This is a genomic window from Arthrobacter sp. zg-Y179 (genome assembly GCF_020907345.1).
Taxonomy (GTDB): Bacteria; Actinomycetota; Actinomycetes; order Actinomycetales; family Micrococcaceae; genus Arthrobacter_B; species Arthrobacter_B jinronghuae.
In genome coordinates this window covers 411,764-436,927 of sequence record NZ_JAJJOB010000008.1, presented here as the reverse complement: position 1 = coordinate 436,927, position 25,164 = coordinate 411,764, and the positions used below count along the sequence as shown (strand labels likewise).

19 protein-coding genes are annotated in these 25,164 nt (G+C 66.2%); 11 read left to right on the top strand and 8 right to left on the bottom strand.

Annotation, left to right across the window (positions count from 1 at the left end; all coding sequences use genetic code 11):
- Window positions 1–86: 86 nt before the first annotated feature.
- From LOC56_RS10735 to LOC56_RS10715, 5 genes are all read right to left on the bottom strand, one after another.
- Window positions 87–515 (bottom strand): OsmC family protein, encoded by a 429-nt coding sequence (locus LOC56_RS10735; protein ID WP_229952241.1) that lies wholly within the window; start codon window positions 513–515, stop codon window positions 87–89.
- An 81-nt stretch (window positions 516–596) separates the two neighbouring features.
- Window positions 597–944 carry a hypothetical protein gene (locus tag LOC56_RS10730; RefSeq protein ID WP_227922504.1) on the bottom strand — a complete coding sequence of 116 codons (348 nt, stop codon included), beginning with the start codon at window positions 942–944 and terminating at the stop codon, window positions 597–599.
- A 166-nt stretch (window positions 945–1,110) separates the two neighbouring features.
- The gene (sucB, locus tag LOC56_RS10725; protein ID WP_229952240.1) at window positions 1,111–2,904 is read right to left on the bottom strand and encodes a 2-oxoglutarate dehydrogenase, E2 component, dihydrolipoamide succinyltransferase; all 1,794 of its coding nucleotides are present in this window, start codon (window positions 2,902–2,904) and stop codon (window positions 1,111–1,113) included.
- Between the two features lie 120 nt (window positions 2,905–3,024).
- Window positions 3,025–4,407: a dihydrolipoyl dehydrogenase gene (gene lpdA / locus LOC56_RS10720; protein WP_229952239.1), complete on the bottom strand. Its 1,383-nt coding sequence runs from the start codon at window positions 4,405–4,407 to the stop codon at window positions 3,025–3,027.
- A gap of 189 nt (window positions 4,408–4,596) precedes the next feature.
- Window positions 4,597–6,126, bottom strand: a complete 1,530-nt coding sequence (locus LOC56_RS10715) for a leucyl aminopeptidase (RefSeq protein WP_229952238.1) — start codon at window positions 6,124–6,126, stop codon at window positions 4,597–4,599.
- A 263-nt stretch (window positions 6,127–6,389) separates the two neighbouring features.
- Here LOC56_RS10715 and LOC56_RS10710 point away from each other — a divergent pair, with 263 nt between their 5' ends.
- The 6 genes from LOC56_RS10710 (at window position 6,390) to LOC56_RS10685 (ending at window position 13,523) form a co-directional block, all read left to right on the top strand.
- Complete coding sequence (locus tag LOC56_RS10710) at window positions 6,390–7,454, top strand: proteasome assembly chaperone family protein (RefSeq protein WP_442860096.1); 1,065 nt, start codon at window positions 6,390–6,392, stop codon at window positions 7,452–7,454.
- 51 nt (window positions 7,455–7,505) lie between these two features.
- Window positions 7,506–8,843, top strand: coding sequence for an MFS transporter (locus LOC56_RS10705; protein ID WP_229952237.1), 1,338 nt, complete (start codon window positions 7,506–7,508; stop codon window positions 8,841–8,843).
- A gap of 58 nt (window positions 8,844–8,901) precedes the next feature.
- The gene (locus LOC56_RS10700; RefSeq protein ID WP_229952236.1) at window positions 8,902–9,660 is read left to right on the top strand and encodes an ABC transporter ATP-binding protein; all 759 of its coding nucleotides are present in this window, start codon (window positions 8,902–8,904) and stop codon (window positions 9,658–9,660) included.
- A gap of 15 nt (window positions 9,661–9,675) precedes the next feature.
- A complete protein-coding gene (locus LOC56_RS10695) occupies window positions 9,676–10,431 on the top strand; it encodes an ABC transporter permease (RefSeq protein WP_229952235.1) in 756 nt (251 codons plus the stop codon).
- A gap of 156 nt (window positions 10,432–10,587) precedes the next feature.
- On the top strand, window positions 10,588–11,913 hold the full coding sequence (locus tag LOC56_RS10690) for a DUF4192 family protein (protein ID WP_229952234.1): 1,326 nt from the start codon (window positions 10,588–10,590) through the stop codon (window positions 11,911–11,913).
- 329 nt (window positions 11,914–12,242) lie between these two features.
- Window positions 12,243–13,523 (top strand): RNA polymerase sigma factor, encoded by a 1,281-nt coding sequence (locus LOC56_RS10685; RefSeq protein WP_229952233.1) that lies wholly within the window; start codon window positions 12,243–12,245, stop codon window positions 13,521–13,523.
- Between the two features lie 213 nt (window positions 13,524–13,736).
- Here the strand turns inward: LOC56_RS10685 and LOC56_RS10680 are convergent, their stop codons facing one another.
- Entirely contained in the window at window positions 13,737–13,958 is a 222-nt protein-coding gene (locus tag LOC56_RS10680; RefSeq protein WP_146362357.1) for a DUF7455 domain-containing protein, read from the bottom strand.
- Between the two features lie 238 nt (window positions 13,959–14,196).
- Here LOC56_RS10680 and LOC56_RS10675 point away from each other — a divergent pair, with 238 nt between their 5' ends.
- A complete protein-coding gene (locus LOC56_RS10675) occupies window positions 14,197–16,308 on the top strand; it encodes a DNA gyrase/topoisomerase IV subunit B (RefSeq protein WP_227922482.1) in 2,112 nt (703 codons plus the stop codon).
- Between the two features lie 72 nt (window positions 16,309–16,380).
- On the opposite strand, the gene LOC56_RS10670 is transcribed toward LOC56_RS10675, so the two are convergent.
- Together LOC56_RS10670 and LOC56_RS10665 are read right to left on the bottom strand one after the other, a co-directional pair.
- Complete coding sequence (locus LOC56_RS10670) at window positions 16,381–17,373, bottom strand: M56 family metallopeptidase (protein WP_229952232.1); 993 nt, start codon at window positions 17,371–17,373, stop codon at window positions 16,381–16,383.
- A gap of 15 nt (window positions 17,374–17,388) precedes the next feature.
- Entirely contained in the window at window positions 17,389–17,754 is a 366-nt protein-coding gene (locus tag LOC56_RS10665; RefSeq protein ID WP_229952231.1) for a BlaI/MecI/CopY family transcriptional regulator, read from the bottom strand.
- Between the two features lie 185 nt (window positions 17,755–17,939).
- Here LOC56_RS10665 and LOC56_RS10660 point away from each other — a divergent pair, with 185 nt between their 5' ends.
- The 4 genes from LOC56_RS10660 (at window position 17,940) to LOC56_RS10645 (ending at window position 25,129) form a co-directional block, all read left to right on the top strand.
- Window positions 17,940–19,541: a cytochrome ubiquinol oxidase subunit I gene (locus LOC56_RS10660; protein WP_229952230.1), complete on the top strand. Its 1,602-nt coding sequence runs from the start codon at window positions 17,940–17,942 to the stop codon at window positions 19,539–19,541.
- Between the two features lie 99 nt (window positions 19,542–19,640).
- Window positions 19,641–20,657, top strand: coding sequence for a cytochrome d ubiquinol oxidase subunit II (gene cydB, locus LOC56_RS10655; protein WP_229952229.1), 1,017 nt, complete (start codon window positions 19,641–19,643; stop codon window positions 20,655–20,657).
- Window positions 20,654–24,127 (top strand): thiol reductant ABC exporter subunit CydD, encoded by a 3,474-nt coding sequence (gene cydD, locus LOC56_RS10650; protein WP_229952228.1) that lies wholly within the window; start codon window positions 20,654–20,656, stop codon window positions 24,125–24,127. The genes cydB and cydD overlap by 4 nt, the downstream gene beginning before the upstream one ends.
- A gap of 9 nt (window positions 24,128–24,136) precedes the next feature.
- Entirely contained in the window at window positions 24,137–25,129 is a 993-nt protein-coding gene (locus tag LOC56_RS10645) for a GNAT family N-acetyltransferase (RefSeq protein WP_229952227.1), read from the top strand.
- The last annotated feature ends 35 nt before the right edge of the window (window positions 25,130–25,164 follow it).

The window sequence follows — 25,164 nt, the reverse complement described above, 5'->3', positions numbered from 1 at the left end:
ATTGGGGTAGGGGCCCGACCCGCCGCACCGCGGGCCCCGTGGCCCCACCCAACCGGGGGCCCCTCTGTGCTGCGGAGAGCGGGCTGCTAGGACTCGAGCGTCGCGTCCATGGTGATCTCGATGCCGGTCAGTGCCTGCGAGACCGGGCAGCCGGTCTTCGCCGACTCGGCAATGTCGTCAAACTGCTCCGCCGTCAGGCCGGGGACGACGGCGGTGACTTTGAGGTGGCTGCCGGTGATGCCCGTGCCCGGAACGAAGGTCACGTCAGCGGATGTGGAGATCCGCTCCGCCGTCTTGCCTGCCTCGGCAAGCGCGTTGCTGAAGGCCATGGAGAAGCAGGCCGAGTGGGCAGCAGCAATAAGTTCCTCAGGGCTGGTCTTGCCGTTGGCTTCTTCGGCGCGGGCCTTCCACGTGACGTCGTAGGTGCCGAGTCCGGAGGAGTCGAGGGTGACGTCTCCCTTGCCGTTGAAGAGGTCGCCGTTCCAAACGGTATGGGCTGAACGGACTGTAGACATGGGGGTCTCCTTAAACAGTGATGGGACGGGACCGGCAACAAGCCGGCGCACCATCCCATCCTATTTCCGCTGTTGTGCGGACTACCACATAGTGGCTACGGCAATGTTGATGACCGCGAGGATGCCCACGCCGTTTGCGAGTCCGGAGGACACCGGCTCGTCCTTCTTGTAGCGGCGCTGTCCGATGAAGGCCAGTACGGCAATCACCAGGGTGATCAGCAGCTTGATGCCCACCTTCAGGTGGTTGACGTCGCCGTCGCCCATCTCATTCAGCGCCACCAGTGCCAGGCCGGTGACCAGCTGCAGCAGTGCTGCGTGGAACTGGCCGGGCAGCACCGTCGGATTCTTGATGCGGGCAAACCAGATGCCCACAATGATGGCTGCGCCGAGGATGTGCAGGAAAACAAGGAAGCTGTGAAGGAAGTCCATAGGGCCAGTTTACCGACTGGAAGTCGGGAACCCTGGGGAAAGCACCGGGGCCAGATAACTTTTCTACAACATGTAGAGAAGTCTCCGGAGGATCCGCCGGCCCGGAGAAACGGAGCAGGGCGCCCTCCCGGTAACGGGAGAGCGCCCTGTCTAAGCGGAACCGGGACTAGAGTCCCAGGTCTGCCTCGAAGTTGCCTTCTTCCAGGCGTGCCTTCAGCGTCTGCAGGAAGCGGCCTGCATCGGCGCCGTCCACCAGGCGGTGGTCGTACGTCAGGGAGAGGTACATCATCGAACGGATGGCAATGTTGTCATTGCCCTCGGCGTCGGTGACAACCATGGGACGCTTGACGATCGCGCCGGTGCCCAGGATGCCGACCTGCGGCTGGTTGATGATCGGCGTGTCGAAGAGGGCTCCGACGCTGCCGATGTTCGTGATGGTGAACGTTCCGCCGGAGAGCTCGTCGGGGCCGATCTTGTTGTTGCGCGTACGGCTGCCGACGTCGGCAATCTTCTTGGCCAGCCCGGTGATGTTGAGGTCGCCGGCATCGTTGATGACCGGAACCAGCAGGCCCTTTTCGGTGTCCACGGCAATCGCGAGGTGCTCGGCGTCGTGGTACGTGATTTCCTGCGTCTCGTTGTTGTACGAGGCGTTGAGGACCGGGTGCTGCTTCAGGCCCTCGACAACTGCCTTGGCAATGAACGGCAGGAAGGTGAGCTTCGCGCCGTTCTGCTGCTGGAAGTTGCCCTTGGCCTTCTGGCGCAGGGCTGCAATGCGGGTCATGTCGACCTCGTGCACCTGGGTCAGCTGTGCCGACTCCTCCAGGGACTCGCGCATGCGGCGCGCGATGGTCTGGCGGATGCGCGGTGCCTTGACCGTGGTGCCGCGGAGCTTCGCGCTGGCTTCGCTGATCTGCGCCGGTGCTGCCTTTTCGGGGGCCGCGGAGGCTGCCGGGGCGGACGCGGCGGGCTGCTGCGAGGCGGCCTTCTTGGCCTCAGCGGCTTCCAGCACGTCCTGCTTGCGGATGCGTCCGGCAACGCCGGAACCCTTGATGCTGGACAGGTCGACGCCGTGTTCGTTGGCGAGCTTGCGCACCAGCGGGGTCACGTAGGTGCCGCCGTCGTTGGACCCGCTGGAAGCCTCCTGCTTGGGAGCTTCAGCCTTCGGGGCTTCCTGCTTCGGAGCCTCAGCCTTCGGGGCTTCCTGCTTGGGAGCCTCAGCCTTCGGAGCCTCCTGCTTGGGCTCTTCCTTCTTTTCCGGCTCGACGGCCGGCGCTTCGCGCTCGTCCTTGGAAGCGGCCGCTACGGGCTCGGCTCCCTTGGGCTCGGCCTTTGCGGGGGCAGCAGCACCGGATCCGATGACGGCCAGTACGGAACCGACCTCGGCGGTGTCGTCTTCATTGACCCGGATTTCCAGCAGCTTGCCGGCGACCGGGGACGGGATCTCGGTGTCGACCTTGTCGGTGGAAACCTCGAGCAGCGGCTCGTCCATTTCGACGTCGTCGCCGACGGCTTTAAGCCAGCGGGTGACGGTGCCTTCGGTGACGGACTCGCCGAGGGCGGGGAGGGTGACCTCGGTGCCTTCGCCGGAGCCGCTCTCCGCGGGAGCTTCTTCAGCAGCCGGAGCCTCTTCGGCCGCAGGGGCTTCTTCGGCCGGAGCCTCCTGGGCGGGAGCTTCCTGGTTGGCGGCGCTGCCGCCGTCGTCCAGCTGTTCGCCGGAGCCGGAACCGTCGCCGATGCGCACGAGTGCTGCGCCGACCTCGGCGGTTTCGTCTTCGGCCACGAGGATTTCCTCGATGACGCCGGCAACGGGGGAGGGGATCTCGGTGTCGACCTTGTCGGTGGATACCTCGAGCAGGGGCTCGTCGACCTCGACGCGGTCGCCCACGTTCTTCAGCCAGCGGGTGACGGTGCCTTCGGTGACGCTTTCACCGAGGGCTGGTAAGTTCACGGTTTCAGACATATTGTCCCCGTTTCTCCTTGTTAGATCTTTTGTGACCAGCCGTGCCGCTGGTGCTGGTGATGATTTCCCCCGGGCCGCAGCCGCAGAGGCGGTGCGGCCCGGGGAAGTGAATCTTAGGTGTTAACCGTGAAGGGGCTTGCCGGCCAGTGCCATAGCGGCTTCGCCCAGCGCTTCGTTCTGCGTCGGGTGAGCGTGGATCAGGCTGGCAATATCCTCAGGGTACGCCTCCCAGTTGACGATCAACTGGGCTTCGCCGATCTGCTCGCCGATACGGCCGCCGATCATGTGCACACCCACGATGGGGCCGTCCTTCTCGCGGACCATCTTGATGAGGCCGGAGGAACCGAGGATGGAGGTCTTGCCGTTGCCGGCCAGGTTGTACTCCTGGACCTCAACGTTCTCGGCACCCAGCTTGTCCTTGGCCTTGGCTTCGGTCAGGCCGACGGAGGCGATTTCCGGCTCGCAGTAGGTGACCTTGGGGATGTTGACGTCGTCAACCACAACGGGCTTCAGGCCGGCGATTTCCTCGGCAACGAAGATGCCCTGCTGGAAGCCGCGGTGGGCCAGCTGCAGGCCGGGAACAATGTCGCCCACGGCGTAGATGTTGCCGACGCCGGTGTGCAGGCGGTCGTTGGTGATAACGAAGCCGCGGTCCATGGTCAGTCCGGCTTCTTCGTAGCCCAGGTTGGCGGTGACGGGACCGCGGCCCACGGCAACGAGCAGCAGGTCGGCTTCGAAGGTCTTGCCGTCGGCCAGGGTGACGACGACGCCGTCGTCGTTCTGCTGGACGTTGTCGAAGAAGATGCCGGTGCTGAACTTGATGCCGCGCTTCTTGTAGGCGCGTTCAAGCTGCTTGATGATGGCTGCGTCTTCGTTGGGAACCAGGGAGGGCAGGCCTTCGACGATGGTGACGTCGACGCCGAAGGAGTTCCAGACCGAGGCGAATTCGACGCCGATGACGCCGCCGCCGAGGATGACCGCGCTCTTGGGCACGGTGTCCATCTTCAGGGCCTGGTCGGAGGTGATGACCTTGCCGCCGATTTCCAGGCCCGGCAGTGAACGGGAGTAGGAACCGGTGGCCAGGATGATGTTCTTGCCGGTGTAGGTCTCGCCGTTGACCTCGATGGTCTTTTCGCTGGTGAGCTTGCCCTCGCCCTCGATGACCGTGATGCCCTTGGACTTGATCAGGCCCTGCAGGCCGCGGAACTTGCCCGCAATGATGTTGTCCTTGTAGGAGTTCACAGCAGTCATGTCGATGGAGTCGAAGGTGGCATTGATGCCGTACTTCGAGGCCGTCTTGGCGTTCTCCGCGATTTCAGCGGAGTGCAGCAGAGCCTTGGTGGGGATGCAGCCGTTGTGAAGGCAGGTCCCGCCCAGCTTCCCCTTTTCAATCAGACCTACGGAGAATCCCAGCTCCACGGAGCGCAGTGCCGCGGCGTAGCCGCCGCTGCCTCCGCCGAGGATCAGGATGTCGAACTCTTGCGCAGCTGCCTTATCGGCCACTTGGACGCTCCCTCGCGTATTCGTTGACGCGCCCATGCGCGCCGATGAGTTGTTGGGCGTTTGTGATCAGTCCTCACCCTATCGCCCCCTACCACCGGCATCCACTTGAACACAGGCGGTAGGGGGCGAAGTGTAATGAGAAACACCTGCCACAAGCGTCAGTTCCGTTTCACGGAACCGTATTGGATGCTATGAGGCGCGCGCTACGACGTCTTCGGCATAGGCCACCAGGGTGCGGACGGCAACGCCGGTGCCTTCCTTGGGGGTGTAGCCGTAGGGGGCGCTGTCGTTGAAAGCCGGTCCCGCGATGTCCAGGTGTGCCCACGGGATCTTGGTTCCGTTGACTTCGCCGACGAATTCCCGCAGGAACGTGGCGGCGGTCATCATGCCGCCGAAACGCTCCCCGTGGTTGGCGATATCCGCCACCTGGGAATCCAGGCTCGCCCGCAGCTCCTCCGGAATCGGCATCGGCCAGAACAGCTCGCCGGCCCGGTCCGCAGCTGCCTTGACGGCGTCCCGAACGCCTTCTTCACCCATGACTGCGGAGACGCGCCTGCCCAGCGCAATCATCTGGGCACCGGTCAGCGTCGCGACGTCGATGATCGCGTCGGGGGCTTCCTCGCTGGCGGCCACAAGACCGTCGGCCATCACCAGCCGGCCTTCGGCGTCCGTGTTCAGGACCTCAACGGTGCGGCCGCCGTAGGTGGTCATTACGTCGGAGGGACGCTGTGCCGTGCCCGAGGGCATGTTCTCGGCAATGCAGAGCCAGGAGGTCACCTTGATGGGAAGCCCCAGTTCGGCGATGGCCAGCAGGGCGTTCAGTACGACGGCGGCCCCGCCCATGTCCGACTTCATCGCCTCCATGCCGGCGGCCGGCTTGAGGGACAGTCCGCCGGAGTCGAAGGTGATGCCCTTGCCGACGAGTGCCAGCTTGGCCTTCGAACGCAGCGGCGCGTATTCGAGCTTGACCAGGCGCGGGGGACGGGCCGATCCCTTGCCCACCCCGAGGATGCCGCCGAAACCTTCGCGTTCCAGCTTCTTTTCGTCCATCACGGTGACCTTTACGGGCAGCGACTTGGCCAGGTCCTTGGCGGCGGCGGCGAAGGTCTCCGGATAGAGGTGGCTCGGCGGCTGGTTGACCAGGGTCCGGGTGGCGTTGACCGCGCGGCCGAGGATGCGGGCGCGTTCGAGGGCCGGCTTGAGGCCCTTCTCGTCAGCGGCTGCAGTGATGACGGTGATTTCGGAAACCGGCGCCGGAACCTTGTCCGCGGTGGCGGCGCTCCGGTGTTCGGTGAAGCTGTAGGCGCCGAACAGGGCACCTTCGGCGACGGCGGCGGCATCGGCCACGGTGCCGGCCGGCAGTGCGAGGGCGACGGACCCGGTGCCGGCAATCTGGCGGACGGCCGATCCTGCGGCGCGGCGCAGTGCTTCCTCGGTCAGGGCGACGCCGGCCGAAACCTTGCCGAGGCCGGTAAGGACCAGCATGTCGGCGTCGGCCTCGGGCAGGCCGGGCAGGCGGTGGACTTCGTCAACGGCACCGGTGACGCCGAGCAGCGGCAGGGAAGCAGTCAGGGCGGCAGACGCCTTGGGGGAAAGCGGGCTTTCGATCAGGACCGGGCCGTCGGGGGTCTGGCCGACGCCGATCACGAGTGCGCTGGCGGCAACCTTCCGCCCGTCCCTGGATACTGCCGACAGGCTGGGTTCACTGGCTTTGTTCACGAAGCTGCTTCCTCACGTTTCTGTGTTGCTCTGCGTTTACCACACCGATCGTAGTCTGAAGAACGCCCGCATGCCGCAACGTTGCTCCTTAGCTGCTGCGCAGGGGCTAAGGAACAAGGGCCGGTCCCGGTCCCGGAATGAAACGCACGCGTCCGGACGTTTACCCTTGAGTAAGGGCACAGCAACGGTTTAAAGCAGCCGGAATCACCGGTCGTCACCTTCCTGTGCCGAGAGCGCACATGAGTTCCCGGGAGGGGTAAGACATGCTGGATCCGTTGACCCTGTTTAATCTGAATCCGGAGGTCGCGGAATCCGGGGACCTCTCCGGCTTGAAGCTCCTGGTCGGTTTCACCGGCTTCGCCGAGGCCGGCCACGTGGTCAGCCAGATCCGGGATGAGTTGTTTGATGCCCTGGACCATGACCTGGTGGCGACGTTCGACTCGGACCAGCTGATCGACTACCGCAACCGCCGGCCGCAGATTTCCTTTATCGAGGACCACCTCAGCGACTACGAGCCGCCGCGGCTTGAGCTGCACCGGATGTATGACGGGCTGGGGGAGCCGTTCCTGTTCCTGACCGGATTCGAACCGGACCTGCAATGGGAACGTTTCACGGCGGCCGTAGTGCATTTGGTGAAGGCCTTCGACGTGGCCCTGGTCTGCTGGGTCCATTCGATTCCGATGCCCGTCCCGCATACCCGCCCGATTGGCGTCACCACGCACGGCAACCGGCCCGACCTGGTGGAAGGGATCAGCTCCTGGACGCCGATCGCGCAGGTTCAGGCCGCCGTCGGACACGTCCTGGAGCTCCGGCTGGTCGAGGCAGGGGTCGACGTCGTCGGTCACGTGGTGCACGTACCGCACTACCTGGCCGAGGCGGAGTTCCCGCCCGCAGCCGTCGCCGGACTCGAGTACCTCGGCGCCGCCGCCTCGCTGGTGCTGCCGACGGACCGACTCCGCGAGGCAGGCCGGGACGTGGAACGGCAGATCACCGAACAGGTGGAGGCATCTGCGGAGGTCAAGGGCGTAGTGGCAACCCTCGAGAAGCGTTACGACCAGTACACCGAAAGCACCGTCCGGCGCTCCCTGCTGGTCAAGGGCAACGACGAGCTGGCAGACGCCGAGGAAATCGGAGCGGCTGTGGAGGCCTACCTGGCCAGCCCGCAGGCCGAAGAAGAATCCGAGGCCCTGTGGCCCGAGAACCAGCATGACGCCGAGAACAGCGAACCGAGCGATAACGCGGACCAGGAGAATGAACCGGATGCGACCGAGGGCACGGTTGAGGGCCACGGCAGCGACGACGGGAACGGGCGGACCGGCACGGCCTGACGCCGCGCGTCCCGGCTGCTGTCCCCGGCCATGTCCCGGGCAGGTGGGCCGATGAACGGCACACGGGCCTGGATCGTCTGGGGTGTGGGCGTCTTCGCCTACATGGTGGCGGTGACCCAGCGGACTTCGTTCGGCGTGGCCGGCATCGAAGCCACTGAGCGCTTCTCGGCCACCGCCTCCGTCCTGTCCGTCTTTACGGTGGTGCAGCTGCTGGTCTATGCGGGGCTGCAGATACCCGTAGGGGTGCTGGTGGACCGCTTCGGCCCGCGGCTGCTGATCGCCGGGGGAGCGGCGCTGATGTTTGCCGGACAGCTCCAGCTGGCTGCTGCCGAATCCGTCGGCGCCGGAATCCTCGGGCGTTCCCTTGTGGGTGCCGGCGACGCACTGACCTTCATCTCCGTGCTGCGGCTCCTTCCGGCCTGGTTCTCCGGCAGGAAAATCCCCGTCCTGACCCAGTACACCGGCATTGTCGGCCAGTTGGGGCAGATTGCCAGCGCCATTCCATTCGCCTATGTGCTGCACCGTTTCGGGTGGAGCACGGCCTTCGTCTCCGCGGCCTCCCTGTCGCTGCTTGCCCTGGTCCTGACCTTGGCCTGCGTGCGGAACCGGCCGGCCGGCGGTGAGGCGCCCGTCCCGCTGCCCCTGCGGCAGACCGGCACGTCACTGGCGGAGGCGTTCGCGCAGCCGGGGACGCGCCTGGGCATGTGGACCCATTACACCGTGCAGTTCCCCGGCACGGTCTTCGTCATGATGTGGGGGTTCCCCTACCTGGTCAGCGCCGAAGGCGTGTCGCCCGCCGTCGCATCGGGCCTCATGACTTTCTTCGTGGTGGTCGCGATTGTCTGCGGGCCGTGGATGGGGTCCTGGGTGGGCAGGCACCCGCTGCGCCGCTCCACTATGGTGCTGCTGATCGCCGGCGCCATGGCGGCAGGGTGGGCCGCCGTGCTGCTTTATCCCGGCCCGGCGCCGCTGTGGCTGTTGGTCCTCCTCGTGGCACTGCTCGCCATCGGCGGCCCCGGCTCCATGATCGGCTTCGACTTTGCCCGGACCTACAACCCCAGTGCCCGGTTGGGAACCGCCACCGGGATTGTGAACATCGGCGGCTTCATTGCCTCGCTGGTCAGCATGTACCTGATCGGCGTGGTGCTGGATGTGCTGAATAACAGCGGCTTTTCAGGGGGGAACCTGTACGCCCTGGACTCCTTCCGGATAGCCCTGTCCGTGCAGTTTGCCGTGATGGCGGTAGGAGTCATGGGCATTCTCCGGACCCGGGGGCAGATCCGCTCGCGGCTGGCCGATGAAGGATCCCCGCTGCCGCCGCTCCGTGCCGCACTGGCCCGCGAACGGCAGCGCCGCCGCGGGGAACGCGGAGGTCCCGGTCCGCAGTAGGGCCGCGGGCGCCCTCCACCCTTGACCCTTGCGCGGCCCCGCCGCCAAAATGATCCGCATGACCAGGGCGCAGGTGCCTGCCGGCACAGTGGTGAGCGTGAGCGGGATATCCAAGGCTTTCCGGAACGTCGCGGCGCTGGAGGACGTCACGTTTTCGATTGAGGCTGGTGAAGCCTTCGGAATCCTCGGTCCCAACGGCGCCGGCAAGACCACAACGGTGGAGTGCGTAGCCGGCACCCTGCGGCCCGACGGCGGACGCATCACCGTACTGGGCGTGGATCCTGCGGCTGACCGGCGAACCGTACGCGAGCGGGTCGGCTATCAACTCCAGGCCGCCGCTCTGCCTCCCGCCCTGCGCGTGGAGGAGGCGCTGCGGCTGTTTGCCGCTTTTTACCCTGCACCTGCCGACGTGCCGGAACTGCTGCGCACCGTCGGGCTGCACGAACACCGCAAACGCCCCTTCGGCAAGCTCTCAGGCGGGCAGAAGCAGCGACTCTCGATTGCCCTCGCGCTCATCGGCAATCCCGACGTGGTCGTGTTCGACGAGCTGACCACGGGGCTGGACCCGCAAGGCAGGCGCGACGTGCGGCAGCTGATTCAACGGGTGAAGGACGGCGGCATCACGGTTGTCCTCGTCACCCACTACCTTGACGACGTCGAGCGCCTCTGTGACCGCCTGGCGATTATCGACGCCGGCCGGACACGGTTCGTGGGCACACCGGCGGAGCTGCTCGCCGTTTCCAGCAGGAACGCCGCTGAGCCCGGTGCTCTCGAGGATGCGTATCTGGCCTTCATCGAGCAGACGGCAGCCGACTGAAGGGAAAGGTGGAGCATGCGAGCGCTGGGAGCCCTGACGCGCACTGAAGCCACACTGTATCTGCGCAACCCGGTGAGCATTTTCATGGCATTGGTGCTGCCCTCGGCCATTCTGCTGCTCCAGGGCTTTGTCATTCCCAACACGCGGGTCCCGATGGGAGGCACGGACCCCGTCTATGCTGCCCTGCGCCCCATTGACCTGCTCGTGCCGCTGTCCATAGCGGTGGCACTGGCCAGTGTGGCGGTAACCAATTACCCGTCCGCGATCAGCGGTTACCGGGAGACCGGAGTGCTGCGTCGGCTGGGCGTGACGCCGGTCGGCGCGCACCGCATCCTGTTCGCCCAATGGACCGTCAGCGGCGCAGCGCTCGCCGTCGCGGTGACCGTCACCGTCCTGCTCGCCAGGATTGCCTTCGACAGCCGGATGCCGAGCAGTCCCGGACTGGTTGTCCTCGTGGTGGTTTTCGGCGTTGCCGCCATGATGGCCGTCGGATCGCTCATCGCTGCCCTCGCCGGGACCGCCCAGAACGCCTACGGCATCGGATTCCTGGTGTTTATGGGGTGCATGTTCACCGCCGGATTATGGACGCCCGGGCCGCTGATGCCGGAAGGTGTCCGGCAGGTTGCATCCTTCACACCCCTCGGTTCCATGACCCAGGCACTGACCGGCGCCTGGTACGGAGGAACCGTGACGGCCGCTCCCTTCCTCGTTATGCTCTTCTGGACCGCTTCATGCACCGTAGTGGCCGCGAAGGTGTTCCGCTGGAAATGATCCCTCCGCGGCCGCCCGGCGGGCCCTCCTGTCTGCCACGCCCGCGGGCGGCCACTTTTCCTCCACCGGTGCCGACGAGGCGGCTCCGCCGGCGCCGGGTGCACAGATGCCGGGCCTGCCCTGCAGCGACCGAGGATTCCCGGGGAACCTTGGGCCATGAGCACAGAACCGGCCAATGGCACTTCGCGGAACCCCTACCGCGTCAACGCTCCGGCTGACATCCTCAGCCTGATTCCACACACTTTGGGCTTCGAGCCCCGCGAGTCCCTGGTGCTGATGGCACTCTGCGGTGGCCGGCTCGGTGCGACGCTGCGGGTGGACCTCCCGCCGGGCAAGGGGCCGCGGCCGGGGCCCGCGGCCAAAGGGGCGAACGCCGCCTATGCCGCCACAGCCTGCCGGTTCCTGGCCTCGGACACCGAGGCTGACGGCGTGCTGCTGGCACTGTATACGGACCTGCCATGGAAAGACCCGGCGCATCCGCCCTACCGGCCGTTGGTCCGCCGTCTGGAGAAGGACCTGGCCGCCGCCGGCATCCCGCTGCAGGATGGCTGGCTGGTAGGGCCGGACACCTGGCGGGACTACTTCTGCACCCAACCGGACTGCTGCCCCTGGCCGGGGGCGCCCAGATCGCAGATTGCAGACAGCATGCTGAACACGGAACTGGTGTACCGGGGGAGTGCTTTCGCGGCATCGCTGGAAAAGGCGGTGGGGGAATCTTTCCCGGCGCAGTGGCCCAACCGGGACGAGGTAGGGATGAGCCAGACACGCTTCGGGGAGCAAATGGCTGCACATTGGTGCGAACGGGAGCAGTTCCGCCGCACCCTGGAGTTGTGGGGCAGATGTTTCGCAGACCACGGCCTCGAGGCCGGTGCTGCCCCGTATGCCGAAGATACAACCGAGCCGGACGCGGGTTCCCGGAACCGGCTGCACCGCGATTCCGAATGTGCCGGGTTTCTCCTGGCCAGCCTCTGCGACCGCGGTATCCGTGATGCCCTGCTTGTCCAGACGGCTGCGGGCCACGCCGCAGCCGTTTTCGGCGCAGAGGCCAACGGCATGGTCCGCCGCCAGGTCCATCCTGTTGTCCTTCCCGGGGCCGCAGACCAGGGCGTGAACGGATCCGGCATCGTTCCCCTGCTCCCGCGCCCTCGAAGACAGTCCAAAGCAGCCGCGGACTTCCGCAGCATCCTGGTGGGCAGAGGGGGTGCCCCGGACTGGGTCCTGCTGGACCGGGCGTACGCCGTTTTCTCGGATCTCGTACCCGCGGCGGACCAAGAGGCCAAGGCGGCCCTGCTTTCGCTGCTCGCCTGGATGGAGTGGGCCAGGGGGCGCGGCTCGCGTGCCCACCTCCATCTGCAGCACGCGCTTGATGCGCGACCCGGCTACCGACTTGCATTGCTGCTGCGCGAACTGCTGGGCACGGGGATCCTTCCGGACTGGACCGGCTCCCGGGACGGGTCGTGGCCGGGCACGCCGGATGGCTAGCCCGAGACCCGGATGAACCGGCGCGGTAAGAGAACCAGCGGGGAAAGCCGTACGGTGGAACAGGCCCGCGGAGTGCGCCGAGAAGGTGCGCCGGTGCGGTAGCGGGACGGAAAACGTGCGACAATGGGAACCGAGACCCGGTCGGGTTCGTGTATCAAGTGTCCTTTGAACTGCCAGTCCTTGTGGCTCGCGGAACAATACACCGGCACGGTTTGTTGTACTGACGGCAAGCCAAACCGAAACACTTGGATAGAATCACGGACTTGACAGGGTCATAGTGGTGTTGCCCCCAATGGCGGTGCCACAACCCGCCGTATGAAAGGTTTTCTGTGTCGCCGAGAAAGACAACTGCAGTCGAAGAGACTGACACTGCAAATAAGCGCACTGCCGCAACTGAGGCCCCGTCCGCGGTGGCCGCCCAGGAGGCTGCTTCCGGCGAAAAGACCGCTGCCAAGACGCCCCGCAAGCCCGCGGCCCGGAAGGCTCCGGCGAAGGCCGGCACCACTGCAGCCGGACGAAAGACCGCTGCGAAGACCGCCAAGGCCGCCAAAGCCGAGGTTGATGAAGAGGTTGAGTCCGACGTAGAGCCGGACGCAGACGCCGTCGAAGCTGCAGACACTGCAGCACCCACCGGATCCGGTTTCGTGTACTCGGATGCCGACGACGACGACGCGCCTGCCCAGCAGGTCGTCTCCGCCGGCGCCACGGCTGACCCGGTCAAGGACTACCTGAAGCAGATCGGTAAGGTCGCCCTGCTGAACGCCGAGCAGGAAGTCGACCTTGCACTGCGGATCGAAGCCGGCCTGTACGCCGAAGAGAAGATGGCTGCGGATCCCGACATGGACCCGAAGCTCAAGCGTGAGCTTCAGTGGGTGTCCCACGACGGCAAGCGGGCCAAGAACCACCTGCTCGAAGCCAACCTGCGCCTCGTTGTCTCGCTGGCCAAGCGCTACACCGGCCGCGGCATGCTGTTCCTGGACCTGATCCAGGAAGGCAACCTTGGCCTCATCCGCGCCGTAGAGAAGTTCGACTACACCAAGGGCTTCAAGTTCTCCACGTACGCCACGTGGTGGATCCGCCAGGCCATCACCCGCGCCATGGCAGACCAGGCACGCACCATCCGCATCCCGGTGCACATGGTGGAAGTCATCAACAAGCTGGCCCGCGTACAGCGCCAGATGCTCCAGGACCTGGGCCGCGAGCCTGCTCCGGAAGAGCTGGCACTGGAACTGGACATGACCCCTGAAAAGGTCGTGGAGGTGCAGAAGTACGGCCGTGAGCCGATCTCCCTGCACACCCCGCTGGGTGAAGACGGTGACTCCGAGTTCGGCGACCTCATTGAGGATTCCGAAGCCGTGGTTCCCGCCGATGCGGTCAGCTTCACCCTGCTGCAGGAGCAGCTGCATTCAGTGCTGGACACGCTGTCCGAGCGTGAAGCCGGCGTGGTTGCCATGCGTTTCGGCCTCACCGACGGCCAGCCGAAGACGCTGGACGAAATCGGCAAGGTTTACGGCGTGACCCGTGAGCGGATCCGCCAGATCGAGTCCAAGACCATGTCCAAGCTGCGCCACCCGTCGCGGTCGCAGGTCCTGCGGGACTACCTGGATTAAGCACCTGCCGGTCAGCCGGCAACCCGCTTCACCAACGGCACCCCGATCCGCGGACGGGGTGCCGTTTGCGTGCGGCACGCACCGCGGAACAAGATGCAGCTGGACAAAAAGAAGTCCCCTTCCGACCCGGAAGGGGACTTCTTCAAGCTTGGTACGCCGCGTCGACGCGGACATTACTCCGTGGCATCGCTGACCGAACAGGCGACTGCGCGTTTACTCTGCAGAGACCGGTGCCTTCTCGTTCAGGCGCGAGGTCTCATCCTGCCATTCCGACGTGAGCGGACGAAGGTTTGCCTCCACCGCCCGGGCGTGGTGCCCGCAGAAAAGCAGTTCCCCACCGGAGGATTCCAGTACGGCACGTACGTATGCCTGTGCGCCGCAACGATCGCAGCGGTCCAGGCTGTTCAGCTCACGGGTTGCTACTGCTGCTGTCATGAGTTGCCTCCTCAAGGGTGTTGATACTTCATATAACCACCTTTGACACCCCGTCCCTTGCAGGTTGGCCCGCCTTTCGCTCTACGCGTACCCTCCGGGGCGGTCCCCGTGGGCAAACTCACGCAACTGAGTCGTTGGGCGGAAGTGTCACCGCCGGGGATTAACCTTGTAGGAGTCCCTGATTGTTCCCGGATCTCTCTACCGGCAAAACAGCCGACACCAAGGAGTTTCAACGCACGTGGCGCCCCCTAGTTCTGATTACACTGCCCGGCACCTGTCCGTCCTGGAAGGACTGGAGGCCGTCCGCAAGCGTCCCGGCATGTACATCGGGTCCACCGACTCCCGGGGCCTGATGCACTGTCTCTGGGAAATCATCGACAACTCCGTCGATGAAGCCCTGGCCGGTTTTGGGCAGAGCATCAAGATCATCCTTCATCCGGACGGTTCCGTGGAGATCCACGACGACGGCCGTGGCATCCCGGTGGATATCGAACCGAAAACCGGACTCTCCGGCGTCGAAGTCGTTTTCACCAAGCTCCACGCCGGCGGCAAGTTCGGCGGCGGGTCCTACGCGGCCTCCGGCGGCCTGCACGGCGTCGGCGCCAGCGTGGTCAACGCCCTGTCCTCCCGGCTCGACGTGCAGGTGGACCGGGCCGGGAAGACGTACCAGATGGCCTTCCGCCGCGGCGAGCCCGGCCACTTCGACGACACGGGCAAAAAGCCCGGACCCGAGGCCAAGTTCTCTCCTTTCCTGGACAGCTCACGGCTTGAAGTGGTGGGTAAGGCCAAGCGCGGCGTCACAGGCACGCGCATCCGGTACTGGGCCGACCGGCAGATCTTCACGCCGGACGCCAAATTCTCCTACACCGAGCTGCAGGCCCGCGCCCGCCAGACGTCCTTCCTGGTCCCCGGGCTGCGCATCACCCTGCGCGATGAACGGCGCCTGCCCGGAACCCCGGGCGAGAACGGCCCCGTGGAGGAAGTCTTCCACCACGACGGCGGGATCGCAGAGTTCGTCGACTATCTGGCCGCCGACGCCGCGGTCACTGATATCTGGCGCCTGCACGGCTCCGGCAAGTTCAAGGAATCCGTGCCCGTACTCGACGAAAGCGGACACAGCCGGATCACCGAGATCGAACGCGAGGCGGAGGTGGATATCGCCCTGCGCTGGGGAATCGGTTACGAGACCAATATCCGCTCGTTCGTGAACATCATCGCCACCCCCAAGGGCGGAACGCACCAGACCGGCTTCGAGCAGGGCCTGCTGAAGACCTTCCGCAAGGTCATTGAAGCCAATGCCCGCAAACTGAAGGCCGGCAACGACAAGATCGAAAAGGACGATGTCTTTGCGGGGCTCACCGCGGTGCTGACGGTCCGCCTCGCCGAACCGCAGTTCGAGGGCCAGACCAAGGAAATCCTCGGCACCTCCGCCGTAAGGGCCATCGTGAGCAAGGTGGTGGAGAAGGAAATCACCGCCCGGCTGAACTCCACGGCGCGCGCCGACAAGGCGCAGTCTTCGCAGCTGCTGGAAAAGGTAGTGGCGGAGATGAAGTCCCGGATCTCCGCTCGCGTACACAAGGAGACCCAGCGCCGGAAGAACGCGCTGGAAACCTCCACCATGCCGGCCAAGCTGGCGGACTGCCGGATCGATGACCAGGAACGCTCTGAACTGTTCATCGTGGAAGGCGACAGCGCCCTCGGCACGGCGAAACTTGCCCGGTCCTCGGACTACCAGGCGCTGCTGCCCATCCGCGGCAAAATCCTGAACGTGCAGAAGGCGTCCGTGGCGGACATGCTGTCCAATGCCGAGTGCGCAGCACTGATCCAGGTGGTGGGGGCCGGCTCCGGCCGCAGCTTCCAGCTCGACGCCGCCCGGTACGGCAAGGTCATTTTCATGACCGATGCAGACGTCGACGGCGCGCACATCCGGACCCTGCTGCTCACGCTGTTCTTCCGCTACATGCGCCCGCTGGTGGATGCCGGACGCGTCTATGCGGCCGTTCCGCCGCTGCACCGGGTGGAGGTCATCAATGCCGGTTCCAAGAGCAATGAGATGGTCTACACCTACAGCGAAAAGGAACTGCACCAGGTCCTTGCCCGTCTGGAAAAGGAAGGCAAGCGCTACAAGGAACCGATCCAGCGCTACAAGGGCCTGGGTGAAATGGATGCAGGCCAGCTGGCCGAAACCACCATGGACCCCCGGCACCGCACCCTGCGGAGGGTCCGGATCTCCGAGGCAGCTGCGGCCGAGCAGGCGTTCGAGCTGCTGATGGGCAGCGACGTGGCACCGCGCAAGGACTTCATTATCGCCGGCGCGGCCATGCTGGACCGGGACCGGATCGACGCCTAGCCGGGACCGGATCGACGCCTAGCGGGGGCCAGGTCCGGTGGGGGTCCGCACCTCACCGAGGCGGGTCCCGGCCTAATCCAGCAGCCCCGGGGCGATCAGCAGGGTGGTCGGCACCGCCAGCAGGAGGGCCGAGAGGCACAGCACACTCCACTGCTGCCAGCGGGGCAGGGGTCGCTGAGGCGTAAGCAGCCGGCTGAGCCTGCCGGCAATACCCAGTGGCTCTGACCCCTCCGGTGCCCCCAAGGCCAGCGGGGACGTCACGGGCAGGCGCTCCTGCTGTTCGGCCGGGGGCTTGGGCGCCCCGGGTACCGCGGGGGACCCGGATCCGACAATTGCCACGGCACGGACAAGTGTCATCCGGTCCACCTCCCGCAGCGCCTCGTCATCGGCGAGCATCTCGATCAGCTCATTGACCGAGCGCTGGGCCAGCATCGATGTCGGCAGCCACGGCAGGGCGGCACGCCAGGCCGCGAAGGCCCACAGCAGCAGGTGGTGGTGCTGGGCCAGATGGGCGCGTTCGTGGGTGAGCACCGCGGAAAGCTCGTCCTTGGAGAGCATGTTCAACAGTCCGTCAGAGAGGACGGTGACGGACCGTGCACCGCCGGGCAGGCAGTAGGCCACCGGGGTTGGATGCTGGATGACCAGCGTGGCAGGCGTGTCAGTGGAAGGGGAGCCGAGCAGGTTGAGCATGTCCCGGTGCCGGTGCCGGCCGCGGAGGATCCGGTAGTACGTCAGCAGCAGGGTGAACACCAGATGGGCGCTCAGGAGCATCGCGGCGCTGAGCGCGAACACATGGACCAGTCCGAGGGTGCTGGCCGGAGCGCCTTCCAGGAGGATCCGCCACAAGCCGTGCAGTCCGGCCAGGAGATTGTCCCCGAGCGGGTCCAGGCCCCAGGTGAGCATGGCGCCGATCATGGAGAGGCCGCCCGCAAGGGCTATCGCCTGCCACAGGATCATGGCGGTGAAGGGGGAGCGGGCGGGCCAGGTTGCCCGCGAGAGAAGAATCGGAACGGGCCACGCCAGCACGATCGCCAGCGCGGCCAACGCGTAGGAGGCCCAGAACACGGCAGGTGCCGGTGCCTAGGCGCCGAGCAGCCTGCGCAGCATTTCGGCCTCGGTATCCGAGACGGAACCGACGAACCGGGCGAGCACGGCTTCGCGGTCATTGGCCGTACCGAGGGCCTCATGCATGAGTTCGGCCGTGTGCTCGGCGCGGCTGGTCACGGCACGGTAGCGGTGGGGGCGGATGTCGCGTTCACGCTGGACCAGCGACTTCTTTTCCAGCCGGGAGAGCACGGTCAGCACGGTGGTGACAGCCAGGCCCTTGCCGTCAGCGGAATCCTCGCGCTGCGCCAGTTTCTCGCGGAGTTCATTGGCGGTTGCTGCGTCGTTTGATTCCCACAGCAGATCCATCATTGCGCGTTCCAGCTCACCGAGCGTTGCCATGTGCATCCTTTTTCGATCGAGACCCCGGCGGACCCCTGTATCGGGTCCAGACTTACTAATGTACCGCGTTTCCCCCGTTTGTTCTACATCACGTAGAAATCTTCGCGCAGTTGTTCTACGCTGTGTAGAAGTAAGGAATTCTACGACGCGTAGAACTCGTTCCTCAAGTTGAAGGACATGTAAGCGTGGAAGCACTGGATATCGCCCGGTGGCAGTTCGGCATCACGACCGTCTACCACTTCCTCATGGTCCCGCTGACCATTGGGCTGGGGATCGTGGTGGCAGCCATGCAGACAGCCTGGGTGCGCACCGGCAAAGAGCAGTACCTTCGAATGACGAAGTTCTGGGGCAAGCTGTTCCTCATCAACTTCATCCTCGGCCTGGCCACGGGCCTGGTCCAGGAGTTCCAGTTCGGGATGGCGTGGAGTGAATACAGCCGGTTCGTCGGCGACGTCTTCGGCGCCCCGCTGGCGCTGGAATCACTGCTGGCCTTCTTCACCGAATCGGTGTTCCTTGGACTCTGGATCTTCGGCTGGAAACGGCTGCCGAAGAAGGTCCACCTGGCCTGCCTGTGGATCACCACACTGGCCTCCATGCTCTCGGCGTACTTCATCCTTGCCGCCAACTCCTGGATGCAGCACCCCGTCGGCGTGGAAATGGTGGACGGCCGCCCGGTCATGAACGACATCTGGGCCGTCCTGACCAACAACACCCTCCTCGTCGCCTTCCCGCACACCATCTTCGGCGCCTTCGCCGTGGCCGGCGGGTTCCTGATCGGCATCGCCTGGTACCACCTCTGGAAGCGGCGCCGCGACGGCATCGATACCGTGGATGCCAAGGGCAACGTGGTGGTGGGTGAACGGCCTGAAATCGGCCGCGACAAGACCGACCATTCCGTGTGGCTGCGGTCCCTGCGCATTGGCGCCGTCGTCGCCATGATCTCCTTTGCCGGCGTCGCGGTCAGCGGCGACCTGCAGGGCAAGCTGATGTTTGAGCAGCAGCCCATGAAGATGGCCGCGGCGGAGGCAGCGTGCCATGACGGCACCGGCTTCTCCGTCCTGTCCATCGGCGACCCGGGCGCGGAGAACTGTGAAGACGTGGATACCCTGGTCGAAATCCCGGGCATGCTGTCCTTCCTCGCCAACGGTGACTTCGATACCGAAATCCGGGGCGTGAACACCCTGCTGGAGCAGTACCAGGACGATTACGGTACGCATCTGCCCGCTGACGAGATGTACGGCACCAACTCCGGGGCGGAGATCGACTACACCCCGAACTTCGCCGTCACCTACTGGGGCTTCCGCATCATGATCGGCTTCGGCAGCATCGCCGCCATTGCCTCCGCCTACGCTCTCTGGGCGGTCCGCAAGGGCACGGTCCCCGAATCCAAGTGGCTCATGCGCCTGGCCGTCTTCGGCATCCTGGCGCCGTTCGGTGCCAACTCCGCGGGCTGGATCTTCACCGAAATGGGCCGCCAGCCGTTTGTGGTGGCTCCGAACCCCACCGGTTCCGACGGCGTGTTTATGTTCACCGCGGCAGCCGTCTCACCCGGTGTGAGCATGGGGGAGCTGCTGTTCTCCGTCATAACCTTCACCGTCGTGTACCTGGCCCTGCTGATCGTGGAGGTGATGCTGCTGTTCAAGTTCGTCCGCGGCGGTGTCCCGGCCGCGATGCCGGACCTGCTGGGCGGCGATGACGGCGCCACGGGCGGGATGAATTCCCCCGGCGGCGATCCGGACGGCACCCCCGGAAAGAAGAAGGACGATGTCCTCGACTTTGCCTACTGAGATTCTCCGGAGGGCAACTGCGCGTGCGGGCGCCCTCCGGATACCGTCCGACCACCCTGCAATCTGCCGCACACCGGCACTTCTGGAGCTCTGAACGTAATGTCGCTACCGCTGTTCTGGTTTATCGTGATTGCCTTCCTGTGGGTCGGGTACCTTTTCCTGGAGGGCTTCGACCTGGGCGTGGGCATGCTTATGAAGCTGATGGCCCGCGATGAAAAAGACCGCCGGGTACTGCTGAACACCATCGGTCCGGTGTGGGACGGCAACGAAGTATGGTTGATCACGGTCGGTGCCATGACTTTTGCGGCCTTCCCGATGTGGTACGCCTCGTTGTTCTCCGCCCTGTACCTTCCGCTGGTCCTGGTGCTGCTGGGGCTCATCTTCCGGGCCGTATCCATCGAGTACCGCGGCAAGCATGACAGTGACAGCTGGCGCAACCGCTGGGACTGGGGCATGGCCCTCGGCTCCTTCGCTGCTGCCTTCGGCGTCGGCGCCGCCCTCGGACTGACCACCACGGGCCTGCCGCTGAATGAGAACGGCGACCGCGTGGGCGGCGCATTTGCCTGGCTGACTCCGTATGCGGTGCTGGGCGGGGTGGCAGTGGTGGCCTTCTGCCTGGTTCATGCCTGCGTTTTCCTGATGCTCAAGACCGACGGACAGATCCGTGACCGCGCCCGGCGCATCGTGATGCGCTGGCTGCCCGTGGGCATCCTGCCCCTAGCGGCGTGGGCCATCATCGTGCAGTTCATGAACGCCAAGGCGGCGACCCTGCCCCTGCTGGTGATTGCGGTGGTGGGTGCCCTGCTGGCCTGGATCTACGCACGCCGGGGCCGCGACGGCCTGAGCTTCATCAGCCTTGGCATCTTCCTCGTGGCCGGAGCGGCGACCATCTTCGCCTCCATGTACCCCGTGGTGCTGCCCTCCACGCTGGATGCCGCCTGGAACCTTACGGTGGACAACGCCTCCGCGTCCCCCTACGCCCTGAAGGTCATGAGCTGGGTGGCTCTCTTCGGCCTGCCGGTAGTGGTGCTGTACCAGGGCTGGACCTACTGGGTGTTCCGTAAGCGGGTCACCACCGAGTCCATCCCCGCCCCCCACAGTTTCAAGAACCAGTGAAGCCCGTACTGCCCGTCAGCGCCACGAGCCGCCGGGCGCTGTACCTCCTCGGGCTTCTCGCAGCCGTCAAGGCCGCGGGGCTGGTGCTGCTGGCCGACGCCGTAGCGGGCGGCATCGCGGGACTGGCCGCGGGCGGTCCCGACTGGAACCGGGTGTTCCTGCTCGGCATAGCCGGCGCCGTGCTGCGGTCCGTGGCTGTATGGGGCCAGGACACCGTGGCCCAGCGTGCGGCGGCCGGGGTGAAAGACGAACTGCGCCGGCAGCTGTCCGTGCGGGTACTGGCCGACGGCGGCACCGTCCCGGGGATGGGCAGCGGTGCGTTGAGCGTCCTGCTGACGCGCGGGTTGGACGGGCTGGACAACTACTACTCCAAGTACCTCCCCGCACTGGTGACCTGCGCCGTCGTACCCCTGCTCGTGGGTGCCCGCATCCTCGCCGCGGACTGGATCAGCGCCGTCACGATCGTGCTGACCGTACCCCTCATCCCGGTCTTTATGATCCTGATCGGCCTGCACACCGAGGACAAGACCGCCGCCGCGGTGGACGCGCTGAACCGGCTCTCGGACAACATGCTGGAGCTGGCCAAGGGCCTGCCCGTGCTGGTGGGCCTCGGCCGTGCCCGTGCGCAGACCCGGGCACTACGCGATGTCGCCGACCGCTACCGCACCACAACGCTGGCGACCCTGCGGGTGGCGTTTATGTCCTCGCTGGCGCTGGAACTCATTGCCACTATCTCGGTGGCCCTGGTGGCGGTATTCATCGGTGTCCGGCTGGTGCACGGGGGCATGCCGCTGGAACTGGGACTGCTGGCCCTGATTCTTGCACCCGAGTGCTATCAGCCGCTGCGTGACCTGGGCACCGCCCACCACGCCAGCGAGGACGGCCTTGAAGCACTGAACCGGACCAACGCCGTGCTGGACGCACCGGCGGCCGTGCCGCTGGCGGAGGACGCAGCCGCCGCTCCGGAAACCTCCGGGTCGGCGCTCGTGGTCAGGGATCTGACCGTCGTGTATGAAGGGCGGCCGCACCCTGCAGTGGAGAACCTCAGCTTCAGCGTGCCGGCAGGTGCCATTGCCGCCCTGACCGGTTCCAGCGGGGCAGGAAAAACCTCCGTACTGGAAGTCCTCGCCGGGCTGCGCCGGAACGGCGGGGACACCCGGCTGTCCGGCACCGTACAGGGGATCAGCCGCAAAACGCAGGCCTGGATACCGCAGCATCCGGTACTGGTCGAGGACACCGTTGCCGAGGAGATAGCCCTCTACGCGGGCTTCCCGGTGTCCGGTGACGGCCGTGCCGAAAGCCCGGACAGCGCGGGCCGCACGGCAGCCCGCCACGCGCTGGAACGCATCGACGCCGGGCACCTCCTGGATTCCGCGACCGCTGACCTGAGTCCGGGCGAACAGCGCCGGGTGGCTGTGGCGCGGGCACTGGCCCGCATCGAAGCGGATCCCGACGTCCGGATCCTGCTGGCGGATGAGCCCACCGCACACCTCGATCCGCGCAGCGCCTCGGCTGTCCGTGCAGCCCTCGCCGCGCTGCGGGGACGGACCACCGTGCTGCTGGTGGCCCACGACGCCGCCACCGCAGCCATCGCCGACACCGTGATTCCGGTTGAAGCCGCGGCGGGCGGAATCCCGGCCCGGGAACGCGTCGGGGGCAGGCATGCGGCATCCCTTGGGGCCGCTGCCCGCAGCGCCCCGGTGACGGTTCCGGCAGCTGCCGACGCCGGTCCCGGTCGGGTCGCCGGCAGTCCTGCATCCGGCAGTCCTGCAGCCGGCAGTCCTGCAGCAGACACCGCAGCGGAGCCGGCGTCCGCCCGCCATGAACCGCTGTGGAAGAACCTCCTGGTGCTGAAACCGTGGAGCAAGCAGTTTGTCCTGGCCCTGGTGCTGGGCACGGGCGCCACCATGTTCGCCGTCGCCCTGACGGCCCTGTCCGCCTGGCTGATTGTGCGTGCCGCGGAGCAGCCGCCGATCCTGTACCTGCTGATGGCGATTGTGGGGGTGCGGTTCTTTGGCATCGGCCGGGCGTTGCTGCGCTACCTGGAGCGCCTCTCCCTGCATGACGCGGTGTTCCGTGCCACCAACACGCTGCGGGTCCGGCTCTGGAACGGATTGCTGCAGCGCCCCGAAGGCTGGCGCCGCGTGGCGCGGGGTTCGGGTGCGCTCGAACGCCTGGTGGGTGACGTGGACGAGCTGCGGGACATCGCGCCCCGGGTGGTCTTCGCACCCCTGACCGGCCTGCTGACCGCCGTCGGCGCCTGCATAGTGACGTGGCTGCTGGTCCCGGAAGGCCTGGCGGTACAGGTGGCGCTCACCGTGGTGGGGATGGTCATCGCTCCGCTGCTGGCCCTGTTCGCCGATTCGGCTGCCCGTGCAGCCACCGTGAACCTGCAGGCCCGGTCCATGTCCTCCATGGCACGCCTGCTCACGGCTGCCTCCGACCTGGAAGCCAACTCGAGCTCGGCGCCGGTCCTGGCCCGTCAGGAGCAGTTCGAAGCAACGGCCGCTCGGGCCGTCCGGCGCAGTGCCTGGGCCCAGGGGCTGGCCAATGCGATCACCGCCCTGGCCTGCTCCCTTGCCGCGCTTTACATGATCACCGCTTCGCAGGGTGCGCCGGCCACGGTGGCCGCGGTGGTGGTCCTGGTGCAGCTGGCGTTGATTGAGCCTTTTGTCGCAGTCAACGGCTCCATCCAGCAGTTCTCCGCGTGGCGCACCCTGGGGGACAAGGTCCTGCCGGATCTGGGCACTGAAGACGTCGCGCCGGATGACACCGCAGGGGAAACCGCTGCCCGGCAGAGCTTCGGCAAGGTCCAGATCCTGGAACTGGATAACATCCGGTACCGCTATCCCGGCGCTGCCGCAGATGTGCTGACCGGCGTGGACCTGTCGGTATCCGCAGGGGAGTGGGTAGCCGTTACCGGTCCGTCCGGCAGCGGCAAGTCCACGCTGCTCGGCGTGCTGCTCGGCTTCCTGCCGCCTCGAAGCGGCACCTATCTGATCAACGGCGTTCCTGCGCAGTCGGTCCCGCAGGCGGCCCGGCGGATGGCGTGGTGCCCGCAGGAGGCGCACCTGTTCGACTCGACCCTCCGCGGGAACCTGCTCCTCGCCCGCGACCGGACCCTTGCCCCGACGGAAACGGAAATGATCGGCTCCCTCCGGGCTGTTGGCCTGGGGCCGCTGTTCGACACACTGCCCGACGGTTTGGACACAGCCATCGGTGCCGGCGGGCACTTCCTCTCCGGCGGCCAGCGCCAGCGGCTTGCCGTGGCCCGTGCGCTGCTCGCGGCGGCCGACGTCGTCCTTCTGGACGAGCCCACGGCGCACCTGGACGCCGAGGCGGGGGCGCAGCTGATGGCCGACCTGAAGTCCGGCCTGCAGGGCAAGGCCGTTGTGGTGGTGACCCATAATCCGGCTGATGCCGCCTGGTGCGACCGGGAGGTCTCACTGGGAGCGGTCCTGTTGTCCTAGGGTGGATGGATGCAGACGCCTTCCCCACCCCTGTTCCCCGGGCCGGAAACCGGCCTGCGCTGGCGCTCCATCGGAGCCGACGACGTCGACGCCTGGTACGCCCTGATCCGCAGGATGGCGGAGGCGGACAGACCCGGATGGGTGGAGGACCGCAGGGACCTGGAGCAGGCGCTGGAAACCACGTCCGGCGATCCCGCTCAGGACACGCTGATCGGGCTGGATAAAACCGGTGCGGCCCGGGCCTACGGCCGGATCGCACTGAACCCCGGATCGGAGACCGGCTCCGGCTTCGGCGGCGTGGATCCGCAGTGGCGGCGCCGGGGCATCGGGTCGAAGATCTACCGCTGGCAGGAAACCCGCCTGCGCCAACGGCTGCTCACGGAACACCGGAAGCACGGTGTACTGCGCACTTACGCCGAGGAATCCAACGCTTCCCAGGTGGCACTGCTGCAGTCCGAAGGCGCCGAGGTGGTCCGCTACTTCACCGAGATGAGCCGGCCGCTCGCCGGGGACCTGCCCGACGCCGCACTGCCGGAGGGCATGGAGTTCCGGACCTTCAATGCGGAGATTTCGGACGCCGTGCGCCGGGCGCACAACGAAGCGTTCAAGGACCACTGGGGAAGCGAGCCGCGGAACAAGGAGCGCTGGGGATTCACCGTGGACCATCCGCAGTTCCGGCCGAAATGGAGCTTTGCCGTGGTGGACACAGGCTCCGGCGAGGTTGCCGCCTACCAGCTGGCGAGCTTCGATCCGGAGAGTGAGGACATCCACGGCTACAAAGAGGGTTACACCATGCTCCTCGGCGTGCGGCGGGACTGGCGGGGACGGAAACTGGCTCCGGCGATGCTGCGTGAAGCAATGCGCCGGTTCCGGAAGGGCGGCATGGACAATGCCGGACTCGGCGTGGACACGGAGAACCCGTCCGGGGCCCTGGGACTGTACGAAAGCCTGGGCTACAAGCCCACGCACCGGGAAGTGGTCTTCGACAAGCCGGTGTTGTAACAGGGTTCTGTTGGAGCAGCGATCCAGGGGAAGAG

Excerpts from the sequence above, each read along its gene's own strand:
- LOC56_RS10735 (WP_229952241.1), bottom strand. The coding sequence starts at position 515 with ATGTCTACAGTCCGTTCAGCCCATACCGTTTGGAACGGCGACCTCTTC.
- LOC56_RS10730 (WP_227922504.1), bottom strand. The coding sequence starts at position 944 with ATGGACTTCCTTCACAGCTTCCTTGTTTTCCTGCACATCCTCGGCGCA.
- sucB (WP_229952240.1), bottom strand. The coding sequence starts at position 2,904 with ATGTCTGAAACCGTGAACTTACCAGCCCTCGGTGAAAGCGTCACCGAA.
- LOC56_RS10710 (WP_442860096.1), top strand. The coding sequence starts at position 6,390 with ATGCTGGATCCGTTGACCCTGTTTAATCTGAATCCGGAGGTCGCGGAA.
- LOC56_RS10705 (WP_229952237.1), top strand. The coding sequence starts at position 7,506 with ATGAACGGCACACGGGCCTGGATCGTCTGGGGTGTGGGCGTCTTCGCC.
- LOC56_RS10700 (WP_229952236.1), top strand. The coding sequence starts at position 8,902 with ATGACCAGGGCGCAGGTGCCTGCCGGCACAGTGGTGAGCGTGAGCGGG.
- LOC56_RS10695 (WP_229952235.1), top strand. The coding sequence starts at position 9,676 with ATGCGAGCGCTGGGAGCCCTGACGCGCACTGAAGCCACACTGTATCTG.
- LOC56_RS10690 (WP_229952234.1), top strand. The coding sequence starts at position 10,588 with ATGAGCACAGAACCGGCCAATGGCACTTCGCGGAACCCCTACCGCGTC.
- LOC56_RS10680 (WP_146362357.1), bottom strand. The coding sequence starts at position 13,958 with ATGACAGCAGCAGTAGCAACCCGTGAGCTGAACAGCCTGGACCGCTGC.
- LOC56_RS10665 (WP_229952231.1), bottom strand. The coding sequence starts at position 17,754 with ATGGCAACGCTCGGTGAGCTGGAACGCGCAATGATGGATCTGCTGTGG.
- cydB (WP_229952229.1), top strand. The coding sequence starts at position 19,641 with ATGTCGCTACCGCTGTTCTGGTTTATCGTGATTGCCTTCCTGTGGGTC.
- LOC56_RS10645 (WP_229952227.1), top strand. The coding sequence starts at position 24,137 with ATGCAGACGCCTTCCCCACCCCTGTTCCCCGGGCCGGAAACCGGCCTG.